The 23961-nt window shown below is 63.5% G+C and carries 19 protein-coding genes and 1 tRNA gene; 8 read left to right on the plus strand and 12 right to left on the minus strand.

What is annotated here, in order from left to right; genetic code table 11:
* Positions 1-29: 29 nt before the first annotated feature.
* From DJ563_RS26225 to bglX, 5 genes are all read right to left on the minus strand, one after another.
* The gene (locus DJ563_RS26225; RefSeq protein WP_033702740.1) at positions 30-317 is read right to left on the minus strand and encodes a hypothetical protein; all 288 of its coding nucleotides are present in this window, start codon (positions 315-317) and stop codon (positions 30-32) included.
* Between the two features lie 714 nt (positions 318-1031).
* Positions 1032-2351 (minus strand): MFS transporter, encoded by a 1320-nt coding sequence (locus tag DJ563_RS26230; RefSeq protein WP_274098012.1) that lies wholly within the window; start codon positions 2349-2351, stop codon positions 1032-1034.
* A 252-nt stretch (positions 2352-2603) separates the two neighbouring features.
* Complete coding sequence (locus DJ563_RS26235; protein ID WP_434518573.1) at positions 2604-3935, minus strand: sigma-54-dependent transcriptional regulator; 1332 nt, start codon at positions 3933-3935, stop codon at positions 2604-2606.
* The gene (locus DJ563_RS26240) at positions 3929-5686 is read right to left on the minus strand and encodes a sensor histidine kinase (RefSeq protein ID WP_434518574.1); all 1758 of its coding nucleotides are present in this window, start codon (positions 5684-5686) and stop codon (positions 3929-3931) included. The genes DJ563_RS26235 and DJ563_RS26240 overlap by 7 nt, the downstream gene beginning before the upstream one ends.
* 83 nt (positions 5687-5769) lie before the next feature.
* Entirely contained in the window at positions 5770-8061 is a 2292-nt protein-coding gene (gene bglX, locus DJ563_RS26245) for a beta-glucosidase BglX (protein ID WP_033702736.1), read from the minus strand.
* 186 nt (positions 8062-8247) lie between these two features.
* Here bglX and DJ563_RS26250 point away from each other — a divergent pair, with 186 nt between their 5' ends.
* The 4 genes from DJ563_RS26250 to DJ563_RS26265 all read left to right on the plus strand — a co-directional run bounded on the left by DJ563_RS26250 (position 8248) and on the right by DJ563_RS26265 (position 11154).
* Positions 8248-8865 carry a TPM domain-containing protein gene (locus tag DJ563_RS26250; RefSeq protein WP_274098015.1) on the plus strand — a complete coding sequence of 206 codons (618 nt, stop codon included), beginning with the start codon at positions 8248-8250 and terminating at the stop codon, positions 8863-8865.
* An 83-nt stretch (positions 8866-8948) separates the two neighbouring features.
* Positions 8949-10163, plus strand: a complete 1215-nt coding sequence (locus DJ563_RS26255) for a class I SAM-dependent methyltransferase (RefSeq protein ID WP_434518575.1) — start codon at positions 8949-8951, stop codon at positions 10161-10163.
* Between the two features lie 200 nt (positions 10164-10363).
* On the plus strand, positions 10364-10642 hold the full coding sequence (locus DJ563_RS26260; RefSeq protein WP_274098017.1) for a hypothetical protein: 279 nt from the start codon (positions 10364-10366) through the stop codon (positions 10640-10642).
* 2 nt (positions 10643-10644) lie between these two features.
* A complete protein-coding gene (locus DJ563_RS26265) occupies positions 10645-11154 on the plus strand; it encodes a helix-turn-helix transcriptional regulator (RefSeq protein WP_274098018.1) in 510 nt (169 codons plus the stop codon).
* Between the two features lie 20 nt (positions 11155-11174).
* Here the strand turns inward: DJ563_RS26265 and DJ563_RS26270 are convergent, their stop codons facing one another.
* Positions 11175-12185, minus strand: a complete 1011-nt coding sequence (locus DJ563_RS26270) for a DUF4917 family protein (RefSeq protein WP_434518576.1) — start codon at positions 12183-12185, stop codon at positions 11175-11177.
* Positions 12186-12320: 135 nt separating this feature from the next.
* Here DJ563_RS26270 and DJ563_RS26275 point away from each other — a divergent pair, with 135 nt between their 5' ends.
* The 4 genes from DJ563_RS26275 to DJ563_RS26290 all read left to right on the plus strand — a co-directional run bounded on the left by DJ563_RS26275 (position 12321) and on the right by DJ563_RS26290 (position 17870).
* On the plus strand, positions 12321-12860 hold the full coding sequence (locus DJ563_RS26275; protein ID WP_274098020.1) for an RNA polymerase sigma factor: 540 nt from the start codon (positions 12321-12323) through the stop codon (positions 12858-12860).
* Positions 12853-13815: a FecR family protein gene (locus DJ563_RS26280; RefSeq protein ID WP_274098021.1), complete on the plus strand. Its 963-nt coding sequence runs from the start codon at positions 12853-12855 to the stop codon at positions 13813-13815. Before DJ563_RS26275 ends, DJ563_RS26280 begins: the two co-directional genes overlap by 8 nt.
* Positions 13816-13888: 73 nt before the next feature.
* A complete protein-coding gene (locus DJ563_RS26285; RefSeq protein ID WP_434518577.1) occupies positions 13889-16258 on the plus strand; it encodes a TonB-dependent siderophore receptor in 2370 nt (789 codons plus the stop codon).
* Between the two features lie 7 nt (positions 16259-16265).
* On the plus strand, positions 16266-17870 hold the full coding sequence (locus DJ563_RS26290) for an alpha/beta hydrolase (protein ID WP_434518578.1): 1605 nt from the start codon (positions 16266-16268) through the stop codon (positions 17868-17870).
* Positions 17871-18001: 131 nt separating this feature from the next.
* Here DJ563_RS26290 and DJ563_RS26295 read toward each other — a convergent pair whose 3' ends face one another.
* From DJ563_RS26295 to DJ563_RS26320, 6 genes are all read right to left on the minus strand, one after another.
* On the minus strand, positions 18002-19702 hold the full coding sequence (locus tag DJ563_RS26295) for a SulP family inorganic anion transporter (protein WP_434518579.1): 1701 nt from the start codon (positions 19700-19702) through the stop codon (positions 18002-18004).
* A gap of 233 nt (positions 19703-19935) precedes the next feature.
* Positions 19936-20009 (minus strand) — tRNA-Gly (locus DJ563_RS26300).
* Positions 20010-20120: 111 nt separating this feature from the next.
* Entirely contained in the window at positions 20121-21005 is an 885-nt protein-coding gene (locus DJ563_RS26305) for an alpha/beta fold hydrolase (protein ID WP_186656580.1), read from the minus strand.
* Between the two features lie 335 nt (positions 21006-21340).
* On the minus strand, positions 21341-22033 hold the full coding sequence (locus DJ563_RS26310; protein WP_274098025.1) for a pseudouridine synthase: 693 nt from the start codon (positions 22031-22033) through the stop codon (positions 21341-21343).
* 32 nt (positions 22034-22065) lie between these two features.
* The gene (locus DJ563_RS26315) at positions 22066-22287 is read right to left on the minus strand and encodes a cysteine-rich CWC family protein (RefSeq protein ID WP_033702730.1); all 222 of its coding nucleotides are present in this window, start codon (positions 22285-22287) and stop codon (positions 22066-22068) included.
* Positions 22280-23770 carry a sensor domain-containing diguanylate cyclase gene (locus DJ563_RS26320; protein WP_274098026.1) on the minus strand — a complete coding sequence of 497 codons (1491 nt, stop codon included), beginning with the start codon at positions 23768-23770 and terminating at the stop codon, positions 22280-22282. The genes DJ563_RS26315 and DJ563_RS26320 overlap by 8 nt, the downstream gene beginning before the upstream one ends.
* Between the last annotated feature and the right edge of the window lie 191 nt (positions 23771-23961).

The following is a 23961-nucleotide window of genomic DNA, read 5'->3' on the forward strand; positions in this document are numbered from 1 at the left end:
GAAGCCGGGCTGGGTACGCGCATCAGCGGTCAGCTGATGCGGTGAGCGTTGGTGCGGTCGAAGCCGTCTTCGGCGAAGCGTTGGCCGCCGGTGCGGTCGAAGCCATCTTCAGCGAAGCGTTGGGCGCCAGTGCGGTCGTAGCCGTCTTCGGCGAAGCGCTGGCCGCCGGTGCGGTCAAAACCATCTTCGGCGTAAGTGGCGGCTTGGGTTTGCACCGCTGCGAAGGTATGGGCATTGGTACGATCGAAGCCGTCTTCGGCGAAGGCGCCAGCAGCGAAAACCGAAAGGGCCAGGGTGAGGATCAGTTTGTTTTTCATGGTCGTTGCTCCAGGGTGGCGAGGGGTTGTTGTTTCTATGGGTTTAATCCTACGCTGATAAAATTGATTAAAAAGCGCAAAAAATAGCGTCTAAATATCGTTTTTATCGATTGGTTAACCCATGCTGACGGTGAATCAGGCAGTGGGCCTGATGTGTATTGTCAGGGCGCGCATCATCGCTTCGTCAGCCATTGCAGCATGACGGCGCGGAATTAATGGGGCATTAAGATAGGAAACCTGGCGCGTTACTGGGACGTTGCGGGTAGTGGTGCTGATGGGCGGCGTGACGAACCAGAAATGCGCGATGCCTGCGTGTAGTAGCGGGGCCAGGCACCCGTGAGCCGAATAAGTCCGCTAATCGGCTCACATGATCGAGCGCCGCCCGCGCGGCGCATCGCGAGCAAGCTCGCTCCTACATCTGTTTCGGGCCAGTGCGGCCTGGGCATTTGCGCGCGACGGCCTTGTTCGTACGACGCGATATTGAGGCGAGCACCAAGGGGGGCGCGCCAATGCCTCAGGAATAATTGGCCCGAAGCAGATGTAGGAGCGAGCTTGCTCGCGATGCGCCGCGCGGGCGGCGCTCTATCTTCGTCCCCTTGAAAAAATCAAGCCAGGCACCTGGTGGCCCAAATATAATCGCCAGGCATCCACAACCCAGCAAAAAAGGGGCGCCCCCATGAAGGAGCGCCCCTGTTCAAGACCCGCGGACCTGAATCAGTCAGTGGTGATCCGCGAATGCTGCTTGGTGTCTTTCATGGTGGCATACACCAACAGCGAGCAGGCGATGCAGCCGGTGACGTACCAGTAGAAGCCGGTTTCCATGCCGTTGCTCTTGAACCACAGGGCCACGTATTCGGCGGTGCCGCCGAAGATCGATACGGTCAGGGCGTACGGCAGGCCAACGCCCAGGGCGCGGATTTCGGTCGGGAACAACTCGGCTTTGACCACTGCGTTGATCGAGGTGTAGCCGCTGACGATGATCAGCGCAGCCATGATCAGGAAGAACGCGCCCCACCAGCTTTGCACGGTGTGCAGGGTGCTGAGGATCGGCACGGTGAACAGGGTGCCGAGCACACCGAAGGCGATCAGGATCGGGCGTCGGCCGATCTTGTCGGACAAGCCGCCGACCAGCGGTTGCAGGCACATGAACAGGAACAGCGTGGCGGCCGAGATGGTGGTCGAGTCGGTGATGCTCATGCCCACCGTGTTGACCAGGTACTTCTGCATGTAAGTGGTGTAGGTGTAGAAGGCCAGGGTGCCGCCCATGGTCAGGCCGACCACGGTCATCAGCTCCTTGGGATGACGCATCAGGGTGCGCATCAGGCTTTCCTTGGCCTTCTCCTTCTTGGTGAAGGAGGTGGTCTCTTCCATGCCGCGACGCAGGTACAGCGCAACCACCGCGCACAGCGCGCCGATCACGAAGGGCACACGCCAGCCCCAGGCATACAGCTGCTCGGTGGTCAGCGTCTGCTGCAGGATGATCAGCACCGCCAGGGCAATGAGCTGGCCAGAGATCAAGGTCACGTACTGGAAGCTGGAGAAGAAGCCACGGCGTTCCTTGCTGGCCATCTCGCTGAGGTAGGTGGCCGAGGTGCCGTACTCACCGCCCACCGACAGGCCCTGCAGCAAACGCGCAAGCACCAGCAGGATCGGGGCGGCGACGCCGATGGTTTCATAGCCAGGGGTCAGGGCAATGACCAGGGAGCCTGCGCACATCAGCAGCACCGAGGCCATCAGTGCGGCCTTGCGGCCTTTACGGTCGGCGTAAAGGCCCATCAGCCAGCCACCGATCGGGCGCATGAGGAAACCCACGGCAAAGATCGCGGCGGTGTTGAGCAATTGTGCAGTGGTGTCGCCGGCAGGGAAGAACGCTTTGGCGAAGTACAGCGAGAATGCGGCGTAGACGTACCAGTCGTACCATTCGACCATGTTGCCGATGGACCCGCTGAAAATCGACTTCAGGCGGCTGGCGGTGGTTTTTTCTGCGGCCGGCGCAATGGCCGCCCCGGTGGGCAGGGAGGTGGCGTTATCCATCAGGGATACCTTCTCGTTGTTTTTGTGGAGCGCGCCGGAGCGCTGCTTGCCACAGTGATTGCAGAAGGTGTGCCAAACGGGTGCGAAGTGATTCATTTGCGGGCACGCATGGCACCCAGCCCGCCTACCAAGGCCTGGCAACGCGCCCGTGTAGGAGCGGCCTTGCGTCGCGAAGGGCTGCAGCGCAGCCCCAAACTAGCCGCCATAAGCAAATATCCGCTTACCCCGCACATCAGATAAGCGGAAAACCGCCTACCTCTCGATATAATCCTCCCGCACCAGCCCATGCCGCTGCATCTTCTCGTTCAACGTCCGCCGCGGCAGTTGCAAAGCCTCCATCACCCCCTTGATCTCGCCCTTGCACTGGCGCAACGCCGCCCGCAAACACTGCGCTTCGAACGCTTCCATCTGCTCGCCCAGCGACTGCCCGGCCGGCACCACTTCACTGTTCGGCGAACCCAGCCCCAGCGCGTGCCGCTCTGCCGCGTTGGCCAACTCGCGCACATTGCCCGGCCAGTCATGGCACAGCAGCTGAGCCAGCTGGCTGGCGCTGAGCACCGGCGCCGTTCTGCCCAGCTTCTCAGCGGCAGCACGGGCAAAGTGCTCGAACAGCAACGGGATGTCTTCACGCCGTTCACGCAACGGCGCCAGCCGCAGCTCGGCGACGTTCAGGCGGTAGGCGAGGTCTTCACGAAAGCGCCCGGCACGGGCTTCTTCCAGCAGGTCGGGTTTGGTCGCGGCGATGATGCGCAAGTCGACGCTGATGCTCTGGTTGGCGCCCAGGCGTTCGAGCTTCTGTTCCTGGAGCACGCGCAACAGTTTTGCCTGCTGGGCCAGGGGCATGCTCTCGATCTCATCGAGGAACACCGTGCCACCATTGGCATATTCCAACTTGCCGATCCGTTTGCCCTGGGCGCCAGTGAAGGCACCGCTCTCATGGCCGAACAGCTCGGCCTCGAACAGCGCTTCGGGGATTGCCGCGCAGTTCAGGGCAACGAAGGGCTTAGCCGCACGCGGGCCGAAATCGTGCAGGCAGCGGGCCACGCGCTCCTTGCCACTGCCCGTTTCGCCGCGGATCAGCACATTGACCGGCAAGCCGGCCAGGTCCAGTACCTGCCGGCGCAGTTGCTGCAGGCCTTGGGACATGCCCAGCAGCGTGCCTTCGAGGCGCGACTTGAAGTCTGCCTGTTCGTGCAGCCGGCGGTTTTCCAGCACCAGCTGGCGCTTTTCCAGGGCACGGCGCAGGCTGCCCAGCAGGTGTTGCGGGGTGAAGGGCTTTTCGAGGAAGTCGTAGGCACCGTTGCGCATCGCCTCCACCGCCATCGGTACGTCACCGTGGCCGGTCAGCAGGATCACCGGCAGGTCGGGGTCAGCCTTTTGCAGGCGTTCGAGCAACTGCAGGCCATCGATGCCCGGCATGCGCACATCGCTGATGATCACCCCGGCAAAGTGCTCTGGCAGTTGTGCCAGGCACGCTTCGGCGTGGGCGAACAGTTGCACGCTGAAGCCGGACAGGCTCAGCCATTGCTCGACGGCGGTACGGATACTGGCTTCATCGTCGACAACGATCACTGAATTCAACATACAGGCTCCAGGTCGCGGGGCAGGGTAAGGCTCAGGCGTGCGCCGCCAGGCAGATTTTCGGCCTGCAGCTGGCCGCCCGCCTCATGCACGATGCCATAGGAAATGGCCAGGCCCAGGCCTAGCCCTTCACCCACCGGCTTGGTGGTGAAGAACGGGTCGAAGACCTTGGCCAGGTGCTCATCACCAATACCGCCTCCCGAATCGAGCACACTCAGGCGCCACAGGTCGTTATCCAGCTCGATGCGGACCTCCAGGCGCTTGTAGCGTTTGTCGGCCATGGCGTCGAGGGCGTTGCGCAGCAGGTTGATCAGCACTTGCTCCAGGCGGATCGCATCACCGCGGACCCAGGCCGGGCGCGCCAGGTACAGCGCCACTTCGACGCCTTCGGTGCGGATGCGCGTGTCCAGCAGGTGCAGGGCCTGGTCGACCACAGAGGCCAGGTCCAGCCGCTCGCGCAGCCCGACCGGGCTGTTGCGGGCAAAGGTTTTCAGGTGGCTGGTGAGCGCGGCCATGCGCCTGAGCATCTGCTCCAGCGGCTCCAGGGCTTGGCGGGCCTCGTCGTAGCGGCCATGGTCGAGCAGCAGGCGCAGGGTTTCCAGTTGCATGCGTTGGGTGGTCAGGGGCTGGTTGATCTCGTGGGCCATGGCGGCTGACATCTGCCCCAGTGCAGCCAGCTTGGCCGATTGCACCAAGCCTTCCTGTGCGGTGCGCAGCTCACGGGTGCGCTCCTCGACCTGGCGTTTGAGGGCTTCACGGCTGCGCTGGCGCAAGCGTGCCAGGCGCAGCCGCTGGCTGACGAACAGCGCCGCGAAGACCAGGCTCAACCACACGGCGGCGGCCCCCAGGGCGGCATTGCGGCCGTCGGCCGCGACCTGCGGTTTGCGCAGCAGGTGCAAGGTCCAGTCCTCACCGTGCAATGGCAGGCTTTCCCACAGGTATTCGGCGACCCCCTGCGGGCCATGCACGCGGCTCAGGTGGCTGTTGTCGGCAAACTGGGTCAGCACCTGGTGCTGCAAAGGCACCAGAGGCTGTTTGTCGTATTGCCGAGTCTCGGCCAGTTCGGCACGGTCAGCGCCGCTGAGCGGCTGCAGCTCGCGGTAGCGCCAACCGTCCTGGTTGGCAATGAAGGTGATACCGCGGGCATCACTGACCAACAGAATATCGCTGCCTTGGCGCCATTCGCGTTCCAGCTCGGGGAATTCGAGCTTGACCACCATGGCACCGAGGAAGCGGCCTTGCTCGTCGGTTACCGCGCTGGCGAGGAAATAACCTGGCACGCCGCTGGTCACACCGACGGCGTAGAAACGCCCGCTGCCCTGGCTGCGGGTCTGCTTGAAGTAGGGGCGAAAGCCGTAGTTGGAGCCGACGTAGCTGCTCGGCAGTCGCCAGTTGCTGGCCGCGATGGCCAACCCGGTGTGGTCGAGCAGTTCGAGGGTGGACGAGTTGGCGGCACCGTTGATGCGTTCGAGCTTACGATTCAGGGCGTCCTGTACCGGCTCGCTGACTGGGCCGCGCAAAGCTTCGATCAGTTCCGGGTCGAGCGCCAGCACCGCAGGCAGGGCGCGGTAGCGTTCGATCAGGGTGTGCAGTGCGTTGGCATAGAGGCCGAGCTGCTGGCTGGCACGCTGGGCGTCGTCTTCCATGGCCTGGCGCTTGGCCTGGTGCATAGCCCAGCCCGCGCTGAGGGCGGTGCCGAGCAGGATGAACAGGATGATCAGCCCCAGACGCAGGGCGCGAAAGGAAAAAGCCATGGGGCAGATCCGCATGAAAGGGATAGCAGGGCCGGCCTGTTCGCGGGTAAACCCGCGAAGGGCCGGTACTGTTCACAGGCGTGTCACAGCAACTCGAAGCTTTGCTGTTGCACCGACTCGGAATCCAACCCTACCTGAACGTTGAATTCGCCAGGTTCGGCAACCCGCTGCAGTTGGCTATTGTAGAACTTCAGGTCTTCTTCGCTGATGCGGAAGGTCAATGTCCGTGACTCGCCGGCCTTGAGCGGCAGTTTCTGGAAGTTCTTCAGCTCCTTGACCGGGCGGCTCATGGACGCCGAAACGTCCTGCAGATACAACTGCACCACGGTTTCGCCGTCGCGTTTGCCGGTGTTCTTCACCGTGACCTTGGCCTCCAGCGTATCGCCACGCTTGAGGTCCTTGGCCGACAGGGTCAGGCCCGACAGTTCGAAGCTGCTGTAGCTCAAACCATAACCAAACGGATACAACGGGCCGTTGGGCTCTTCGAAGTACTGCGAGGTGTAGTTGCCAGGCTTGCCGGGGGTGAACGGCCGGCCAATGCGTGTGTGGTTGTAGTACATCGGAATCTGCCCGACCGAACGCGGGAAGGTGATGGCCAGTTTGCCGGACGGGTTGTAATCGCCGAACAGCACGTCGGCGATGGCATTGCCGCCCTCGGTGCCGCTGAACCAGGTTTCCAGCAGCGCGTCGGCCTGCTCACGCTCCCAGGCGATCGACAGCGGCCGGCCATTCATCAGCACCAGTACCAGCGGTTTGCCGGTGGCTTTCAGGGCCTTGATCAGCTCGCGCTGGCTGGCCGGGATCTCCAGGGTGGTGCGGCTCGACGACTCGTGGGACATGCCGCGCGACTCGCCGACCACTGCCACCACCACGTCGGCCTGCTGGGCCGCCTTGACCGCTTCATCGATCAGCACGGCGGCTGGGCGCAGGTCATCGACGATTTCCGGGGCATCGAAGTTGAGGAAGTTCAGGTAGTCGAAGATCGCCTTGTCGCCGGTGATGTTGGAGCCTTTGGCGTAGACCAGTTTGGCTTTGCCGTCGACGGCGCGGCGCAAGCCTTCGCGCACGGTCACCGAATGCACCGGTTTGCCGTCGGCGGCCCAGCTGCCCATCATGTCGATCGGTGCATCGGCCAGCGGGCCGACCAGGGCGATGGTGCCGGCTTTCTTCAGGGGCAGGGTCTGGTTGCGGTTTTCCAGCAGGACCAGGCTGCGGCGGGCCACGTCACGCGCGGCGTCGCGGTGCAGGCGGTCGTTGCCGTAGTAGTCCTTGAGGTCGGTTTCGGCCTTGCCGATTCGCACGTACGGGTCTTTGAACAGGCCCATGTCGTACTTGGCGCCCAGCACTTCGCGCACCGCCTGGTCCAGCTCGCCCTGGGTCACTTCGCCGGCCTTCAGCAGCCCTGGCAGCTCTTCGCCGTAAAGGGTGTCGTTCATGCTCATGTCGATGCCGGCCTTGATCGCAAGCTTCGCGGCTTCTCGGCCGTCGCGGGCGACGCCGTGGCGAATCAGCTCCTGGATGGCGCCGTGGTCGCTGATGGTCACGCCCTTGAAGCCCCACTCCTTGCGCAGCAGGTCGTTCATCAACCAGGTATTGGAGGTGGCTGGCACGCCATTGATCGAGTTGAGCGCCACCATCACCCCGCCAGCACCGGCGTCGAGCGCGGCGCGGTAGGGCGGCAGGTAGTCGTTGTACATCTTCGGCAGGCTCATATCGACCGTGTTGTAGTCGCGGCCGCCTTCCACCGCGCCGTACAGGGCGAAGTGCTTGACGATGGCCATGATGCTGTCGGGGTTGGCCGGGCTGCTGCCCTGGAACGAGCGGACCATCACCTGGCCGATTCTGGAGGTCAGGTAGGTGTCTTCACCAAAACCTTCACTGGTGCGGCCCCAGCGCGGGTCGCGGGCGATATCGACCATCGGGGCGAAGGTCATGTCCAGAGCGTCGGCCGCGGCTTCGATGGCTGCGGTGCGGCCGACCTTGGCAATGGCGTCCATGTCCCAGGTGGCGGCCATGCCCAGGCCGATCGGGAAAATGGTGCGTTCGCCGTGCACGGTGTCGTAGGCGAAGAACATCGGAATCTTCAGACGGCTGCGCATGGCCGCGTCCTGCATCGGCCGGTTCTCGGGCGCGGTGCGCGAGTTGAAGGTACCGCCGATACGCCCTGCGGCGATTTCTTCGCGGATCTTCTCGTGCGGCATCTCCGGGCCGATGCTGATCAGGCGCAACTGGCCGATCTTCTCGGCCTCGGTCATCTGGCTGATCAGGTGATTGATGAACGCCTGCTTGTCTTGCAGGGGCGGGGCGGTTTGGGCGGCGAGGGCCGCCTGACTGGCAAGGCCCATGGCCAGGCCCAGCAAAGACAGTTTCATCATGGATTCCGTTGTGGGGCCTCTACCGTATCCACAGTGATACGCGCGCGGCCGAAGTTATCAGGCGACTATTGTTGTACAGTTCGGGGGCAATGCTGCCAGCGGCGGATTATGCCTGAATATATCGGCTGCCGATGGCGCCCTGCGTGCCTGGACAACAACAATAAGAACGATCGAGAGACCGCTGGCATGACCCCTTTCAACGAATACGATCAACGCCAGATCGCCGAAGCCATTGCCCGTGCCGAACGGCGCACCGATGCCGAGCTGGTCACGGTGCTGGCCAGACGTGCCGACGATTACGCCTACCTGCCGCTGTTCTGGGCCGCCGTGCTGGCCCTGGCCGTGCCTGGCCTGCTGCAATTAGTACTTGGCTGGCCCGGTATGCGTGGCCTGCTGGTGGCCAATGTGCTGGTGTTCATCGGTTTGTGCCTGCTGTTGCGCAACCCGCGCCTGGCCGGCTGGTTGATCCCCCGTGCCTTGCGCCGATGGCGTGCGTCGAGCCTGGCCCGTCAGCAGTTTCGCGAGCAGAACCTGCAGCGCACCACGGCTGCCACGGGGGTGCTGATTTTCGTCAGCGAGGCGGAGCGGCATGTAGAGATCCTGGTCGACCAAGGGGTCGAGCGTTACCTTGATGCCAGCGCCCGCGCGGCCATCGTCGGCCGTTTTGCCGAACAGGTCCGCCAGGGCCGGACCCTGCAGGGTTTTGTCGAATGCATCGAGGCCTGTGGCGAGTTGCTCAGCGAGCATGTACCCCCCACCCATACGCGCAACGAGCTGCCTAATCGCCTGGTCATTCTGGACTGATCGGGGCGGCAAGCTCGCCGCCACACCTGTAGAATACCGGGCATTGCGCAACGCGCCCCCTGCTACCCGAGGCACCGTTTTTCATGTCCGCCAGTTCTTCTGCTTCAACCGCGCCAGATGCGCGTGCCCAGTTCCTCGCGCTGTTGAGCACCGCCCTGCACGGCAATACCTTGGTGAAACTGGTGCTGGCGCGCCATGTCGGTGCCGACTCGACCTTGCAGCGGATCATCGCCAAACCGTTGCAGGTCAAGGGCCAGCCCTGCCTGTCGCTGGTGTATCGCCACCAGACCCGAGACATCACCCGCAACCTGCCGCTGGAACAGGCCGAAGTGCTGGTGGCCGAATTGCTGCCTGAGAGTTTTCGCAATGCCCACCTGTTCGATGCCGACGGCGAAGTGCAGTTGACGTTCAGCAAGAAGGGCAAGCCCATGCTCCAGCGCCACGGCGCCCAGGCCCCGCGTGAAGGGGCAGCGAGCAGTGCCCATGACCGCGAGAAGAAGCGCTACCTGGAATTGTCGCGCCCCTTCCTGCGTGACCTGGGTGTGACCGATGCACAAGGGGCGTTGATCCCGTCGATGTCGCGCAAGTGGAAGCAGATCAACAAGTTCATCGAGGTGTTCGAGCACGCCCTGGCCAGCGCGCCGGTGCCAGCCGAGCAGGCCCTGCGGGTGGCCGACTTCGGCTCGGGCAAGGGTTACCTGACCTTTGCCATGCACGACTACCTGCGCAATACCCTGGGCCGCGAAGCCCAGGTGACGGGTGTCGAGCTGCGCCAGGAAATGGTCGACCTGTGCAACGCCGCCGCTGCGCGGCTTGAGCACCCTGGCCTTGAGTTCCAGTGCGGTGATGTGCGCAGCGTGGTGCCCGAAGCGATCGAGGTGATGATCGCCTTGCACGCCTGCGACATCGCCACCGACTACGCCATCCACACCGGCATACGTTGCAACGCCGCGATCATCATGTGTTCGCCGTGCTGTCACAAACAGATCCGCCCGCAGTTGCACAGCCCTGGGTTGCTGCAGCCGATGCTGCAGTACGGCCTGCACCTGGGGCAGCAGGCCGAGATGCTCACCGACAGCCTGCGCGCGCTGTTCCTGGAAGCCTGTGGTTATGAGACCAAGGTGTTCGAGTTCATCTCGCTGGAGCACACCAACAAGAACAAGATGATTCTGGCGGTCAAGCGCAGGCAGGCGGTGGATAACGGAGCGCTGCTGGAGAAGATTGCGCAGCTCAAGACGTTTTATGGGGTGCAGGAGCATTGCCTGGAGACGTTGTTGCGCGGGGATGGGTTGATCTGAGCGCGGCAACTGGCGCCAGCACCCATTCATACCAGCCGGGCCGAAGGTGCATTGTTCCTGAATACGCGTAGGAGAATTCTCAAGACCACCTAGCGGCCGAGTTTGGCGCGAGGATAGCTGTAGTGTGGCGTGCATGCGTCAGATGGCTTGGTTGTCATTTGACAACTTTGTTATTGCGAGCCCACACTGGAGAAAAGCTGATGTCACGCCCCAGTCATGCCAAGAAGGAGGTCGAGCAGGCCTTGACGCACGCTGAGTTACAGGGGTGGCGAGTCGTGGTGGGTGGCGGGCATTGCTGGGGGAGGATGTATTGCCCCTTCAACGACACCGATTGCCGTTGTGCAGAGTTTTGCATCACTAGCGTCTGGAGTACCCCCAAGAATCCTGGAAATTTCGCGCGCCAGCTACGGCGTGTCGTGGATAACTGCTCTGGCAACAGGATGGCGAAAGGCGCAGCAAATGTGGCTGAGGAACGGTAGCGATGGAATATGAATTCACCCTCAAGTATCAACTGAACGAAGACGAAGATGCCGATGCGCTTTTGGAGCGCCTGGCCCAAGCAGGCTGCGAGGACGCATTGGTTGGCGTAGGTCAGCCCGGTCGCTTGGCGCTGGCTTTTGTCCGCGAGTCTCCATCGGCCCGGGAGGCCATCGAGAGTGCGCTCAAGGATGTTCGCGAAGCAGTGCCTGACGCACGCCTGATCGAAGCGACGCCAGACCTCGTCGGGCTTACTGATGTGGCTGAAATCGTGGGTGTTTCGCGCCAGAACATGCGCAAACTGATGCTCTCACACGCTCATAGCTTCCCTGCGCCCATTCACGAGGGAAGTGCTTCGCTTTGGCATCTGGCTGAAATTCTGGTTTGGTTGCAAGCCCGCGGCAGCTACGCTATCGGCCAGGAGACCCTTGAGCTGGCTCGCGTCGCGATGACGGTCAATGTATCAAGCGCATACCAGCGCGTCTTCGGTGATTCACCGAAGCTGGCCTATTGAACCGATAAGCCCTGCTCGCCTCAACGGCGAGCAGTCGGCACCTCGATCGCCAGTTCCGCCAACCCCAAAGGATGCGTGCTCGCATCGAAAAAGTGCAGCGCAGTCGCCGGCAGATCCCCGAACCGATCGATGTAGTGCTGCTTCTGATTGATCACCGAAGCCTCCCCCAACGGCCGGATGGCAATCGACAAATGGCGGGGGCGCGCCTGGCGAACAGCCTCGACCAGGTGCTGGTCACTGCTGTCCAGATGCTGCCCGAACAGGCACAGCCCCTGGCTTTCCTGCGCGAGTTGCCCCAGGCACCAGCTCAGGTAGTCCGAGTGACGAATAGCGCGCAGCTTTTCGTCGCTGCGGTCTTCGTTGACGAACAACGGCACTTCACCCGGAATGTTTACGGCAAAGCCATCGAGCAGTTCGGCGCTTTCGGCGCTGCGCTGGCGGGTAGTGCCATCCGGCAGCTTCAGCAGGTGCAGGCCGCCATGCAGGTGCAGTACGCGGGTGCCTTCGCTGCGGGTGCGGCGTACGTCGAAAAAACCCTGCTCATCGAACAGCTCGGCAAAACCTTGCGGGGCGTGCTGCACGGCCCATGGCAGGATCAGGTCGTAGTTGCTGGTGTAGATGTTGCGATAGCCGCGCAGGGCCTGGTTCAGCGTGGCCAGCGTGGTGGCCGGCATCTGCGGCCAGGGCAGGTGCAGCGTGCGCACAGCATGGATCAGCGCTTCCTTGATCGAGTAATAGCGGTTCAGCGGGGCGGTGGAGTTGATGGCCAGTGCGGCATTGGCCCGCACGGTGGTGTTCAGGGCGCTGAGCACCGGCTCGAACAGTTCTGTGGCAAGCGACTTGAACAGGGCCTGGTCGCTGATCGCCAAACCTTTCTTGCGGCCCGCACGTTGCGCTTCCTCGAACAGCGAGAAATAGCCAAACGGCTTCCACAGTGCGCGGCTGGCGCCGTTGCCCACCAGCAGGGCGTCGCAAGGGTGGCGTTGGTCGAGTGCTGGCCAGGTGGCGAGGTGAGCGTCAAGTGCGGGCATGCGGGGTCCGTTTGGCGGCGCGGGAAACGGGGGCGACTTTAGCATGCCAGGCAAGCGCCTAGTGATTGAGGCTGGCGATGGCCAGAAGGCATGTGTGAGAATGATAGGAATTCCTATTAACGATGCTCGCCTTCAATGACCTCCATTACCACGCCCTGGGCTGGCACCGCTGCTCCGTTTCAGGCAGTCGTCGATGAGCTGCTGGCCAACTACAGTGACTTGCGCCGCTACCTGACCGGGCGCCTGCGCAACCCCGACGACGCCGCAGACATCGCCCAGTCCAGTTTCGCCCAGGCCTATGCCCATGCCCTGAATGCACCGGTGCTCAATGCGCGCGCCTTGTTGTTCCAGGCGGCGCGCAACCTGTGCATCGACCAGTACCGCCGTCGCAGCACCGAACTTGCAGCGCTGGAAGACTGGCTGGTGCGGGTCGATGGGCTGAGCCCCAGCGTCGAAGACATCATGATCGCGCGCGAGCAGTTGCAGCTACTGATTGCCCTGATCGAGCGCATGCCACGGCTGCGCCGCGAAGTGTTCGTGCGGGTTCGGTTGCATGGCCAGAGCCACCGGGAGGTGTGCGAAGCGCTGGGGCTGTCGGCCAAGTCGGTGGAACTGCACATCGCCCGTGCGGTGTTCGACCTTTCCGAATTGCGCCTGGCCAGCCGTCATGGCTGAGCCTTCAGCCGCCCGCAAGGTGCAGCAGGCGCTGGTCTACCTCGCGGCCATGCATGGCGACGATCCGGCGCGGGTACGCGAAGCCAGCGGCCAGGCGCTGCGCTGGCGGCACAAGAGCGATGCGCATGAGCAGGCCTGGCAAGAAGCCGAGCAGCGCTGGCAGATGGTGCATCGCCTGGCGCCGCAACTGCGCGGCGCTTTGCAGCCGCAGCCGTACGACCCGAGCCGTCGGCGCCTGCTGCGCCAGGGCGGCGCGCTGGCGGTGCTGTTGGCGGCAGGAGGCTGGCTTGGCTGGATGTGGCAGCGCACGGGGATCTACCAGCAAGACCTGCAGACCGCTCACGGCGAACAGCCACGCCCGCTCACCTTGCCCGATGGCAGCCAGTTGCTGGCTGCGGCAGAGAGCAACCTGCGCATCCGCTTCGACTCTGGCCGGCGCCAGGTGATGCTGTTGCACGGTAATGTCTTCTTCGACGTCGCCCACGAGGCGGCGCGGCCCTTTCACATCAGCACCCGGGTGGGCAGCGTGCAGGTACTGGGCACTGCGTTTTCGGTCAGTGATCGGGGCGATCGGCTGTTTGTCGCGGTGGCGCGCGGCCGGGTGCAGGTGCGTGACCTGCACGGCGGCGAACGCATCCTGGGTGCTGGCCAGCGTGTCTGTATCGATGGCCGGGGGCACTTGGGCAGTCTGCGTGAGAGCGGGCAATTCGGCGCCGATCTTGGCCATTGGCAACGCGGCTGGTGGTCGTACACCGACCAGTCGCTGGGTGAAGTGATCGGCGAGCTCAATGCCTACCTGACCCAGCCAGTGTTGCTGGCGCCAGAGGTCGCCGAGCTGAAGCTGACCGGTAGTTTCCCCAGTGACCAACCGCAGAAGCTGCTGCAGGCGTTGCCACGGATTCTGCCGGTACGTCTGAGTGAACGGCAGGGCAGGCTGGAGCTGTTGCCGCGCTGAAAAAAAACGTTGAGGGGTAAGGCGCTTGAGCGGCGTCATCAACAGTGAACCCCTCTAACAGCAAGGACCCTTCATGTCGTTCGCCTGCACCCGTTTATCTGCGCTGGCCCTGGCTTGTGCGTTGGGCAGCCTGTTGTCGCCGGGCATGGCCCTGGCTGACAGCCAGCCGCTGGCCCTGGATTTTCCCAGCCAACCGCTGGAAGCCACCGTGCACGCTCTTGCCCGGCAGTCGGGTGTAGCCATTGCCGCCGACAGCCGGGTACTCGCGGGCCGCAATGCGCCGGCCCTGCACGGGCACTTCAGCGTGCTGCAGGCCCTGCAGCAGTTGCTGGTCGGCACCGACCTGGTGGCCGAGGAGGTCAACGGCGTAGTGACCCTGCGCAGCACCGCCGAAGACGGCGCCCTGACCCTCGGGGCCACCAACGTCAACGCTGCCGGTTTCAACAGTGACCTGCCCGAGGCCTACAGTGGCGGCCAGGTAGCGCGCGGTGCGCGGCTTGGCATGCTGGGCAATCGCGACATCATGGACACCCCCTTCAACATCACGGCCTACACCGCCAAGACCATCGCCGACCAGCAGAGCGGCACGGTTGGCGCCGTGTTGCGCAATGACCCGTCGATCCGCTTCAGCACCGGCGAAGGCCATGCCTACGAAAACTTCATGATCCGCGGCTATGGCCTGGAATCTTCGGAACTGGCGGTCAATGGCCTGTACGGCCTGGCGCCGGATGGCCATGTACCCACCGAATTCCTGGAGCGGGTAGAGGTGCTCAAAGGCCCGAGCGCATTGCTCAGCGGCATGGCGCCCAATGGTGGGGTAGGTGGCAATATCAACCTGATACCCAAGCGTGCCGGCGATGCGCCACTGACCCGCCTGACCACCAGCTATGTGTCCGACGGCTACTTTGCCCAGCACATCGACGTGGCCCGGCGTTCTGAAGACGGGCGTTTCGGCATTCGTTTCAATGGGGTGTACGGCAGCGGCGACACAGGTGTCGACGAACAGTCCAAGGACCGCACCCTGGCCTCGCTGGCGCTGGATTACCGAGGTGACGACTTCAAGCTGGAACTCGATGCCTACGAGACCCATGAGAAACTCGATAACGGCAGCCCGATGATGGCGGGCTTCAGCGACCTGGGCTACGTGACCAAAGCGCCCAAGCCCGACACCAACGTGCTCAAGGGTATTTATGCCAAACAGGTCAGCAAGGCGGTGATGCTGCGCGGCGAGTACCAGCTCAACGACGACTGGACGGCGTTTGCCAGTGTGGGTGGGGCGCGCACTTACTACGACGGCTTCCTCAATGGCACCCGCATTCGCGTGCAGGCGGCCGATGGCAGCGCCAAGGGGCAGACCTACAACCAGGCCGGCTACACCCACAGCCTGTCCAGCGAGGCAGGCCTGCGTGGCAACTTCATGACGGGCCCGGTCAGCCACCAACTGGTGTTCACCACATCGCTGCTGCACCAGGACATCGGCCGCGCGCCGACGATTACCGGCCCGACCTACGACACCAATCTCTATCGCCCTGTCAAAGGGGTGATTGCCGGTGATCATGGCGCCAACGTCAAGACCGGCGACAACACCCTGTCCAGCTTCGCCCTGGCCGACACCCTTGGCTTCTTCGACGAGCGTGTACTGCTGACCCTGGGCGCGCGTGCCCAGCGGGTGCGGCAGAAGATGAGCAAGCCAACGGCCTACGACGAACGCAAACTGACGCCAGCCTTCGGCATCGTGGTCAAACCCTGGGATGCGCCAGTGTCGCTGTACGCCAACTACATCGAAGGCCTGACCCAAGGCGGCACGGTGACTGAAGTGGGTGCGCTGAACAAGGACGAGCAGTTCGCGCCATACGTGGCCAAGCAGATGGAAGCCGGTGTGAAGTGGGACCTGGGCAGGTTCAGCCACACCTTGGCGGTGTTCCAGATCGAAAAGCCCAGCATGGTGAAAAACACCCGCGGCGACACCTTCTGGTACACCGACGATGGCGAGCAGCGCAACCGCGGCGTGGAATGGAACATGTTCGGCGAGGCAGCCCCGGGTGTACGTCTGCTGGGCGGGGTGACCTACACCCGTGCCGAACTGAGCAAGACCGCCAACGGCACCCTGGATGGCAACACGGCCCGCGGCGTGCCGGCCTGGTCGGCCAACCTGGGCGCCGAGTGGGATCTGCCTTGGGTCGACGGCCTGACCTTGACGGCGTTGGGCATCCACAGCAGTTCACAGTACCTGGACGATGAAAACACGATGAAAATCCCCCAGTGGACGCGCTACGACCTGGGCGCACGCTACGCCACCCGGGTGCTGAGCAAGGACGTGACGCTGCGCGCTAGCCTGGAGAACGTCGAGAATCGCGCTTACTGGGCCGGGGTGTTCAACCCGGGGTATGCCACCGTCAGCGAACCGCGCACCTTGAAGCTGTCTGCCAGTGTCGACTTCTGAGGTGAGTATGCAGCGGATCATTGGCATCAGTTGCGCCTTGCTGCTGACTTTGACCTGTGCCGCTACGGCGCAGGCGGCAACAGGCGCCACGCTGCAGCCGGGCCAGGCCGTCAACGGCCAGGCGCTACCGGCAGGCAGCACGGTTTGGGGCGTTACGCTCAAGGCGGGCGACCTGGTGCGCGGGCGGGTCGACGGCAACGTCAGCCTGCGCCTGCTTGACTCCGAGGGCAGGCCCTTGCGCCTGCTGATCGACGGCCAGGACCAGCCACGCGAATTCTTGTTCGTCGCCGACGGCCCTGGGCGCTACGGTTTGCGTGCAGAGCCGCTGCACGGGCGCCCGGATGCGCAGTACAGTTTGCGCTTGGACCAGGTGCTAGCGCTCGCCGAGCAGCAGCGTAGCCCGCAGCAGCTTGCCAGCCCGACCTTGGCCGAGCTGGCAAGGCAGCTTGCCCAAGGCGGCAGCACCGAGGCCTTCTGGCACGCACGAAAGGCCGAGGGCACGCCACTGGTGGAGCTGGTGCCGGGGCAGCCACAGCAGCGCCTGGTGACCTTTCTGTGGCGCGGTGCCCAGCACAACGTGCGAATGTTCGGCGCGCCGTCGGGCCGCCATGAAACGCTGCAGCGCCTTGGCAGCAGCGATGTCTGGTATGCAAGCTTCGAGGTCCCGGCCAGCGCCCGGCTCAGCTACCAGATGGCGCCTGACGTGCCGCAGTCGGATGATCGCCGGGTGATACTGGCCACCACGCGACGCGACCCGCTCAACCCTGCCACGTTCGCCGACAGCAGCGGTGACCCTTGGTTGTCGCGTTCGCGCCTGGAGCTTGCGGATGCGCCACCGCAGCCGTGGGTCGCAGCGCGGCCAGGCATCGCCCGTGGCACGCTCGAACGCAAGCGCCTGGCCAGCGCTGTGCTCGGTAACGAGCGCGACCTCTACCTGTACCGCCCCGCCGGCTGGCGCCCGGGCGCTGCAGGCCAGGCCTTGCTGGTGCTGTTCGATGCCCATGCCTACACCCGCCAAGTGCCGACGCCTACGCTGCTCGACAACCTGATCGCCGATGGCCTGATGCCACCGACGGCAGCGATCATCATCGCCAACCCTAGCGACCTCAGCCGCCAGCAGGAGCTGCCGCCCAACCCGCAGTTCGCCCGCTTCATGGCCGAAGAGCTGATGCCCTGGGCGCGCCGGCAGGGCCTGAGTGCATCTGCAGCCAGTACGGTGATCGCAGGTTCCAGCTACGGTGGCCTGGCCGCTTCCTACCTGGGCCTGATGCACCCCGAGCTGTTCGGCAACGTGCTGAGCCTGTCGGGGTCGTACTGGTGGGCCAAGGACGGTGAAGAGCCGGGCTGGTTGACCCGCGAGTACGTCAAGGCACCGCCCAGGCCGCTGCGCTTTTACCTGCAAGCGGGGCTGTTCGAAGGCCCGACGATTCTCGACACTCACCGCCACCTGCGTGATGTGTTGCGAGCCAAGGGGTATGCGGTGGAGGCGGTGGAGTACCCGGCGGGGCACGATTACCTGCAATGGCGCGGGTCATTGCCGTGTGGCCTGATCAGCCTGATTGGCAGGCCGGGTGAGGCCAGTGCCCGGGCTTGCAGAGAACGAAGCCAGTGAGTGCGCTTCATACTCTGTGGAGCGGGCTTGTCCCGCGAATGGGGCCGCGGGTGCCTGGCACCGGCTTCGCCGGTGTTCGCGGGGCGAGCCCGCTCCCACACTGTTAAATCAATAGGTTATGTACTGGCCTGTTATTCCGCCGGTGAGTCGTTGCGAATTCTGTTGCGCCATACCCGATAAGCGCGGATCCCGGCCCGTACCGAGCCGAACAGCAGTTTGTCCTCCATCTCCCGGGCCATCCCTGAGCGCACCAGCATGCGCAGGAAGGTGCCACGGGCGCGGGCGATGGCGAAGAAGATGCCTTGGGCGGCCAGGGTGTCGCGCACCTCGCGCAGTGCGGCGATGCCGCTGACGTCGATGCTGGTCACCGCTTCGGCATCGAACAGCACGGCCTTGGGCTGGGCCTGGCTCTGCACGGCTTCCAGCAGGCGCATCTTGAAGTAGTCGGCGTTGAAGAACAGGATCGCGTCGTCGAAGCGGTACACCACCAGGCCCGGCACGGTGCGGGCGTCCTTGAACTTGCGGATGTCGACCTGGCCCTCGGTGCCTGGCAGCCAGCCCAGCACCGCGTCGGTGGGTTGGTAGATGCTGTACAGCAAGCGCAGGATCGCCAGGGTCACGGCAAATACGATACCCGGCAGCACGCCCAGGCCCAGTACGCCAACCGTGGTCAGCAGGCACAGCCAGAACTCGAAGCGGCTCAGGCGCCTTATGGTCTTCAGCGACTTGATGTCGATCAGCCCCCAGCCTGCCATCAACAGCACGGCGCCCAGCGCCGCCTGGGGGATCCAGGCCATGGGGGCGGTGAAGAACAGCAAAATCAGGGCGATCACCAGCGCGGCGATGATCCCCACCAGTTGGCTCTTGCCGCCGACCATGTCGTTGACTGCGGTGCGTGAATCGGCGCCACTGATGGCAAACCCTTGGGACATCCCCGCCGCCAGGTTGCTTACGCCCAGCGCCACGAACTCATGGTTGGCATTGATGGCATAGCCATGGCGTGCAGCAAAGCTGCGGGCGGTGAGCATCGCGCTGCAGAAACTGACGGTGGCGATACCCAAGGCATCGCGCAACAGGCTCTTCATTTCTGCCAAGTTGCTTTGCGGCCAGGCCAATTGCGGCATGCCGGCCGGTACCGGGCCGAGGATGGCGACACCCAAGCGGTCCAGGCCGAACAGGCCGACCAGTACGGTGAACAGTGCCACCGCCACCAGCGCCGCAGGCAGCCGTGGGTAGCGCTGTGGCAGCCAGATAAGCAGGGCCAGCGCGCACAGGCCGATGGCCAGGGTGGGCAGGTGAATCTCGCCCAGGCGCTGCAGGAAGTTGACCAGGCTGAGGATGAACCCGTCGCCCTCGATCTTGAACCCCACCACCTTGGACAACTGCCCGGCAATCAGGCTCAGGCCGATGCCGTTGAGGTAGCCGATCAGGATCGGCCGCGAGAAGAAACTGGCGATGAAGCCCGCTCGGGCCAGCCCCGCCGCGATCAGCATCATGCCAACCAGCACGGTGACGATCACCGACAGTTCGGCGATGCGCTGTGGGTCGCCCAGTGCCAGGGGCGCCACGGCGCCGGCGATCATTGCGCAAGTGGCGGCGTCCGGGCCGACCATCAGCTGGCGCGAACTACCGATCAGGGCGTACACCATCATGGGCAGTACGCACGCATACAGGCCATATTGCGGTGGCAGGCCGACGATCTGGGCGTAGGCGATGGCGATGGGGATCTGGATGGCGGCAACCGACAACCCGGCCTGCAGGTCAGCGTGGAACCACGCGCGGCGGTAGTGCAGCAGATTGGCGAGGCCAGGTAGCCAGCGGGACAGAAACATGCGGGGTCCTTTCTGAATGTTTCACGAATCCCTGAAGCATATGCGCTTCAAGCCGTTTCGCTTGCAAGCGGATTCGTCGGTCGCGCATTCAAGCGGATCGGCAACAAAGTGGCCATGGGCCAGGTCAAGGAAAGGGCTTGGAGATGGAAAGGCGGGGACCAGAAACGAAAAAAGGAGCAAAGGCTCCTTTAAACAGCGATGACGTTGCTGGAACGTCATGCGGGAATGCGTGGTGGAGCGGGTAGAGGGAATCGAACCCTCAACTAAAGCTTGGGAAGCTTTCGTTTTGCCACTAAACTATACCCGCGTCTGCGTTCGACTTTTTACCAGAAACCTCCACGAATTAGAAGCCCAAGTTATAAAAAAGCTTGTCGGCGACCCATAGCCTGCGGGTAATCACTACAGGGCGCCGATGCGCTCAGATGGCCAGTGCATGCTGCCCCTGTACGTGCTGGTAGCGTTGACGTGGCTCACGCTCGGTCGGCTTGAGGAAGCCGAGCAGTACGCTGCGGGTGTCTTCACAGGCTGCCTTGGTCTCCATGTCGAGGAAGTGCCCGGCATCGCGGATGACACTGAAGTGGCTCTTGCCTACATGGCGGCCAAACTCGCGGGCATCTTCGGCCGTGGTGTATTCGTCACGTTCACCGTTGATGAACAGCACCGGGATGTCGATGTTGCGCGCCCCACTCAATGCCCGTTCCAGGTCATGTTGCAGCACCTCGTTGATGTGAAAGTGCATCTGCGCGTACTCGTGGCTGTCCAGGCTGCTGACGTGGCGGTAGTTGAAGCGCTTGAACAGTGACGGCAGGTGCTTGCCGATGGTGTCGTTGACCAGGTTGCCGACCTGGTAGCGATCGCAGGCGGCCAAGTACTGGCAGCCACGGTCCAGGTAGTCGCGCATCGGCTCGTTGATTACCGGCGAGAACGAACTGACCACGGCCTTCTTCACCCGCCGTGGCTGGTGCGCCAGCGCCAGCAGCGTGCTTGCACCGCCCCACGAGAACGACATCACGTGGTCGGCCTGGAAGTGCTCGATCAGCTCAAGGAGGATATGCGCCTCGGCCTCTTTGGTGATTAGTCGCTCCTGGCGGTTGTGCGGCTTGGACTTGCCGGCGTACGGCTGGTCGAACAGCACGACGTTGAATTGCGGGTGCAGGTTACGCACCGTCTGGGCGAACGAGGCCGTAGTGGCCAGCGAGCCGTTGATCAAAATGATCGTCTTCTCGGCTGCATCCGCGCGATGGAACTCCGTGTAAACCCGATACTGACCTTGGATATCAAGTACAGCGATTTCTGGCCTCATGTCATCGACTCCTGGCGCAAAAAGGGTATTCGCGTCACCTAGGGTGCACGTTCTTTATGACAGGTAGGCATTTGCCTTGAAGAGTAACGGGGGGCCCAGTGTCGATCCTTGGCACACGTGTCGACGGTATTGTTTTTGGCGGGCAATTTGCCGTGCCCCAAGGCATCTAGGCCTTGGGTGGCCGGCAAAAAGTGTCTTCGGCTGCGGGCGTGACTCACGAGTCACATGCAGACTGACGATTTGGATTCAAGCAGTGGCCTGGGAATCCTGCAAGTGCCGTTCGGGTAAAAATGTGACCTGAGCCGCTGGGCGGTCGTGTTGGACCAGGCTGAGGCCTAGACGCCGGCAACTTCCTCGTCGGTCAACGCCCTGTAGGCGCCTGGCGCCAGCCCTGGGTCCAGGCGAATCGCGCCCATGCTCTCACGGTGCAACCCCACCACCTTGTTGTCGAAATGGCCGAACATGCGTTTGACCTGATGGTACCGCCCCTCGACGATCGCCAGCCGGGCCCGGCGCGGGCCGAGGATGTCGAGCTGGGCGGGCAGGGTGGTGAGGTCTTCGAATGCAAAGTACAGGCCTTGCTGGAACGTGGCGGCATAATGCGGGCCAATCTCGTCCTCGGTCTCGACCAGGTAATGCTTGGGCAGTTTGGTGGTTGGCTGGGTCAGGCGCCGTGACCATTGGCCGTCGTTGGTCAGGATCAGCAGGCCGGTGGTGTTGAAGTCCAGGCGCCCGGCAATGTGCAGGTCGTCGCGCATCTCGGCGGGCAGTAGCTCAAGCACCGTGCGGTGCTGCGGGTCGAGCGTGGCACTGACGTACCCGGCTGGCTTGTTGAGCATCAGGTAGCGCGCCGGCCGCCCGGCCTGCAGCGTTTGCTCATCCACTTCGACGCGGCTGAACTCACGCACCGGGGTCAACGGGTCGGCCGCGACGATGCCATCGACCCGCACACGGCGCTGCACCAGCAGCAGGCGAACTTGCTGGCGGTTGTAACAGGGCAGGTTGGCAAGGAAACGGTCGAGGCGCATGGCGAACAGGGCAGAAGAAGCGGGCGCGCAGTCTAGCGCTTTGTGCCGGGCGCTGCTGCCTGCAGTTGCGTTTCGACTGCTGCACAGCGTGGGCACAGGCAGGCCTTGTCCCGTAATTCGGCGGGCAGGGCCTGGAGCACGGCGGGGTCGATGGTCACGCTGTAGCACCAACAGGCCTGGGTGGCGCTGCGAGGGTCGGCGAGGCTGCACTGGTTGAGGGCGCCGCAGGCGGGGCAGTGCTGGCTGTCATTCATGGCTGGGTCCGGGGGCCTCACTGCAGACGCGGTTGCGGCCGGCCTGCTTGGCACGATAGAGCGCGCGGTCGGCGCGGGTCAGCAGGGCATGCAAGGTATCACCCGGCTGCAGGCTGCTAAGGCCGATGCTGGTGGTCAGGCGCAAGGGTTGGTCGTCATAGCTGAAGGTCAGTTGCTCGGTGCGGCGACGGATTTTCTCCGCCACTTCGATGGCTTGCCGGCCTTGTGCTTCACGCAGCAGCACGATGAACTCCTCACCGCCCCACCGGCACAGTATATCCGACTGACGCAGGCTGCCCTGCAGCACATTGGCGAACTGGCGCAGCACTTCGTCGCCTGCCAGGTGGCCGTGGTTATCGTTGAGGGCCTTGAAGTGGTCAAGGTCGATCAACAGCGCCACCAGTGGGCCGCTGTCACGCTGGGCTTCATGCAAGGCCTGGGCGGCCAGCAGGTCGAAGCTGCGCCGGTTGGGCAGGCCGGTAAGGCTGTCGAGGGTGGCCAGCGCCTCGGTGCTGGCCTGGTGGCGCTTGACCATGGCATGCACCAGCGCCAGCACCACCAGGGTGATCATCGCGCAGATCGCCAAGTTCAGGTACAGCGAGTGGCGGATGCGGTCCAGGGCACCGGTCTCGCGCTTGTCCACCAGCAGGTACCAGTCCAGCTCGGGAAGGTGGCGCACATTGAGGAAGTGGCTGTGGTTGTCGCTGTCGCGGTATTCGTGGCTGCCTTCACCGGGTACCGGTTGCTGGGCCAGCAGGTCGCTCAGTTCGGGGTTGTCGCTTAGCGGCTGGCCGACCCGCAGGCCATGCGGGCCACCGTCGGAGCCGGTCAGCAGGACCTTGCCCTTGGCGTCGGTGAACAGCACCGAGCGCTGGTAGCGCCGCTGGTACTGGTCGATCAGCTTGACCACCGACGACACGCTCAGGCCTACGCCGGCGGCGCCGATAAAGCGCTGTTGGTAATCCAGCACCTGGTAGTTGATGAATACCGTCAGGCTGTCCTGGTTGGCCATGTCCAGGTCGACGTTGATCTCGTAGGGTGCCTTGAGGTCGCGCAGGCGGAAATACCAGGCATCGCGCCAGCTGCCTGGCTTGATCTGCTTGAGCACACCCTTGGCCTGGTAGTAGGTGAGGCTGCGCTCTGAGACGAAAAACGAGGTGAAGGTGTCCTGCTTGCCCATGATTTCGCCCAGGTAGCGGGTGATGCGCTGGGTGTCCTGCTCACCGGACAGCACCCAGTCCCGCAGGAAGGTGTCCTGGGCCATCATCGAGGCGATCAGCACGGGGCGGATCAGGTCTTTCTGGATTTCCGAATAGACCGTATCGGACGTCAGTGGCAGTTCGGTATTGACGATGCCATCGCGAATGGCGCTGCGCGAGGCGAAGTAGCTGAGCAGTGAGGTGGCGAGAAAGCCGCTGGCCAGCAACATCAGCAGGGTAATGATCAGCGAACGCTGCGAAAACAGAGCGGAACGTACAGGCATGATCTTCCCGTGATGTGTGCCAAGGCGCTCATTCTAGTGAGATGGCCGGCAAATGACTGCAAGTTTTTCAGGGTTATCCGAGCTGTTTCAAATTATTGCAAAAATGGCACTGCACCCGGGTCTGGCGGTCTTATTCAGTATCGATGAACGCCTTACGCATCGATGCTCGCCAGCGCCGCTGCGCGGGCACT

It is taken from the genome of Pseudomonas sp. NFX1 (assembly GCF_051123555.1).
Lineage (GTDB): Bacteria > Pseudomonadota > Gammaproteobacteria > Pseudomonadales > Pseudomonadaceae > Aquipseudomonas > Aquipseudomonas capeferrum.

What these genes read in the sequence shown, in the direction of transcription:
- DJ563_RS26225 (WP_033702740.1), bottom strand. Translation starts at nt 317, where the DNA reads ATGAAAAACAAACTGATCCTCACCCTGGCCCTTTCGGTTTTCGCTGCT.
- DJ563_RS26230 (WP_274098012.1), bottom strand. Translation starts at nt 2,351, where the DNA reads ATGGATAACGCCACCTCCCTGCCCACCGGGGCGGCCATTGCGCCGGCC.
- DJ563_RS26235 (WP_434518573.1), bottom strand. Translation starts at nt 3,935, where the DNA reads ATGTTGAATTCAGTGATCGTTGTCGACGATGAAGCCAGTATCCGTACC.
- DJ563_RS26240 (WP_434518574.1), bottom strand. Translation starts at nt 5,686, where the DNA reads ATGGCTTTTTCCTTTCGCGCCCTGCGTCTGGGGCTGATCATCCTGTTC.
- bglX (WP_033702736.1), bottom strand. Translation starts at nt 8,061, where the DNA reads ATGATGAAACTGTCTTTGCTGGGCCTGGCCATGGGCCTTGCCAGTCAG.
- DJ563_RS26250 (WP_274098015.1), top strand. Translation starts at nt 8,248, where the DNA reads ATGACCCCTTTCAACGAATACGATCAACGCCAGATCGCCGAAGCCATT.
- DJ563_RS26255 (WP_434518575.1), top strand. Translation starts at nt 8,949, where the DNA reads ATGTCCGCCAGTTCTTCTGCTTCAACCGCGCCAGATGCGCGTGCCCAG.
- DJ563_RS26260 (WP_274098017.1), top strand. Translation starts at nt 10,364, where the DNA reads ATGTCACGCCCCAGTCATGCCAAGAAGGAGGTCGAGCAGGCCTTGACG.
- DJ563_RS26265 (WP_274098018.1), top strand. Translation starts at nt 10,645, where the DNA reads ATGGAATATGAATTCACCCTCAAGTATCAACTGAACGAAGACGAAGAT.
- DJ563_RS26270 (WP_434518576.1), bottom strand. Translation starts at nt 12,185, where the DNA reads ATGCCCGCACTTGACGCTCACCTCGCCACCTGGCCAGCACTCGACCAA.
- DJ563_RS26275 (WP_274098020.1), top strand. Translation starts at nt 12,321, where the DNA reads ATGACCTCCATTACCACGCCCTGGGCTGGCACCGCTGCTCCGTTTCAG.
- DJ563_RS26280 (WP_274098021.1), top strand. Translation starts at nt 12,853, where the DNA reads ATGGCTGAGCCTTCAGCCGCCCGCAAGGTGCAGCAGGCGCTGGTCTAC.
- DJ563_RS26285 (WP_434518577.1), top strand. Translation starts at nt 13,889, where the DNA reads ATGTCGTTCGCCTGCACCCGTTTATCTGCGCTGGCCCTGGCTTGTGCG.
- DJ563_RS26290 (WP_434518578.1), top strand. Translation starts at nt 16,266, where the DNA reads ATGCAGCGGATCATTGGCATCAGTTGCGCCTTGCTGCTGACTTTGACC.
- DJ563_RS26295 (WP_434518579.1), bottom strand. Translation starts at nt 19,702, where the DNA reads ATGTTTCTGTCCCGCTGGCTACCTGGCCTCGCCAATCTGCTGCACTAC.
- DJ563_RS26305 (WP_186656580.1), bottom strand. Translation starts at nt 21,005, where the DNA reads ATGAGGCCAGAAATCGCTGTACTTGATATCCAAGGTCAGTATCGGGTT.
- DJ563_RS26310 (WP_274098025.1), bottom strand. Translation starts at nt 22,033, where the DNA reads ATGCGCCTCGACCGTTTCCTTGCCAACCTGCCCTGTTACAACCGCCAG.
- DJ563_RS26315 (WP_033702730.1), bottom strand. Translation starts at nt 22,287, where the DNA reads ATGAATGACAGCCAGCACTGCCCCGCCTGCGGCGCCCTCAACCAGTGC.
- DJ563_RS26320 (WP_274098026.1), bottom strand. Translation starts at nt 23,770, where the DNA reads ATGCCTGTACGTTCCGCTCTGTTTTCGCAGCGTTCGCTGATCATTACC.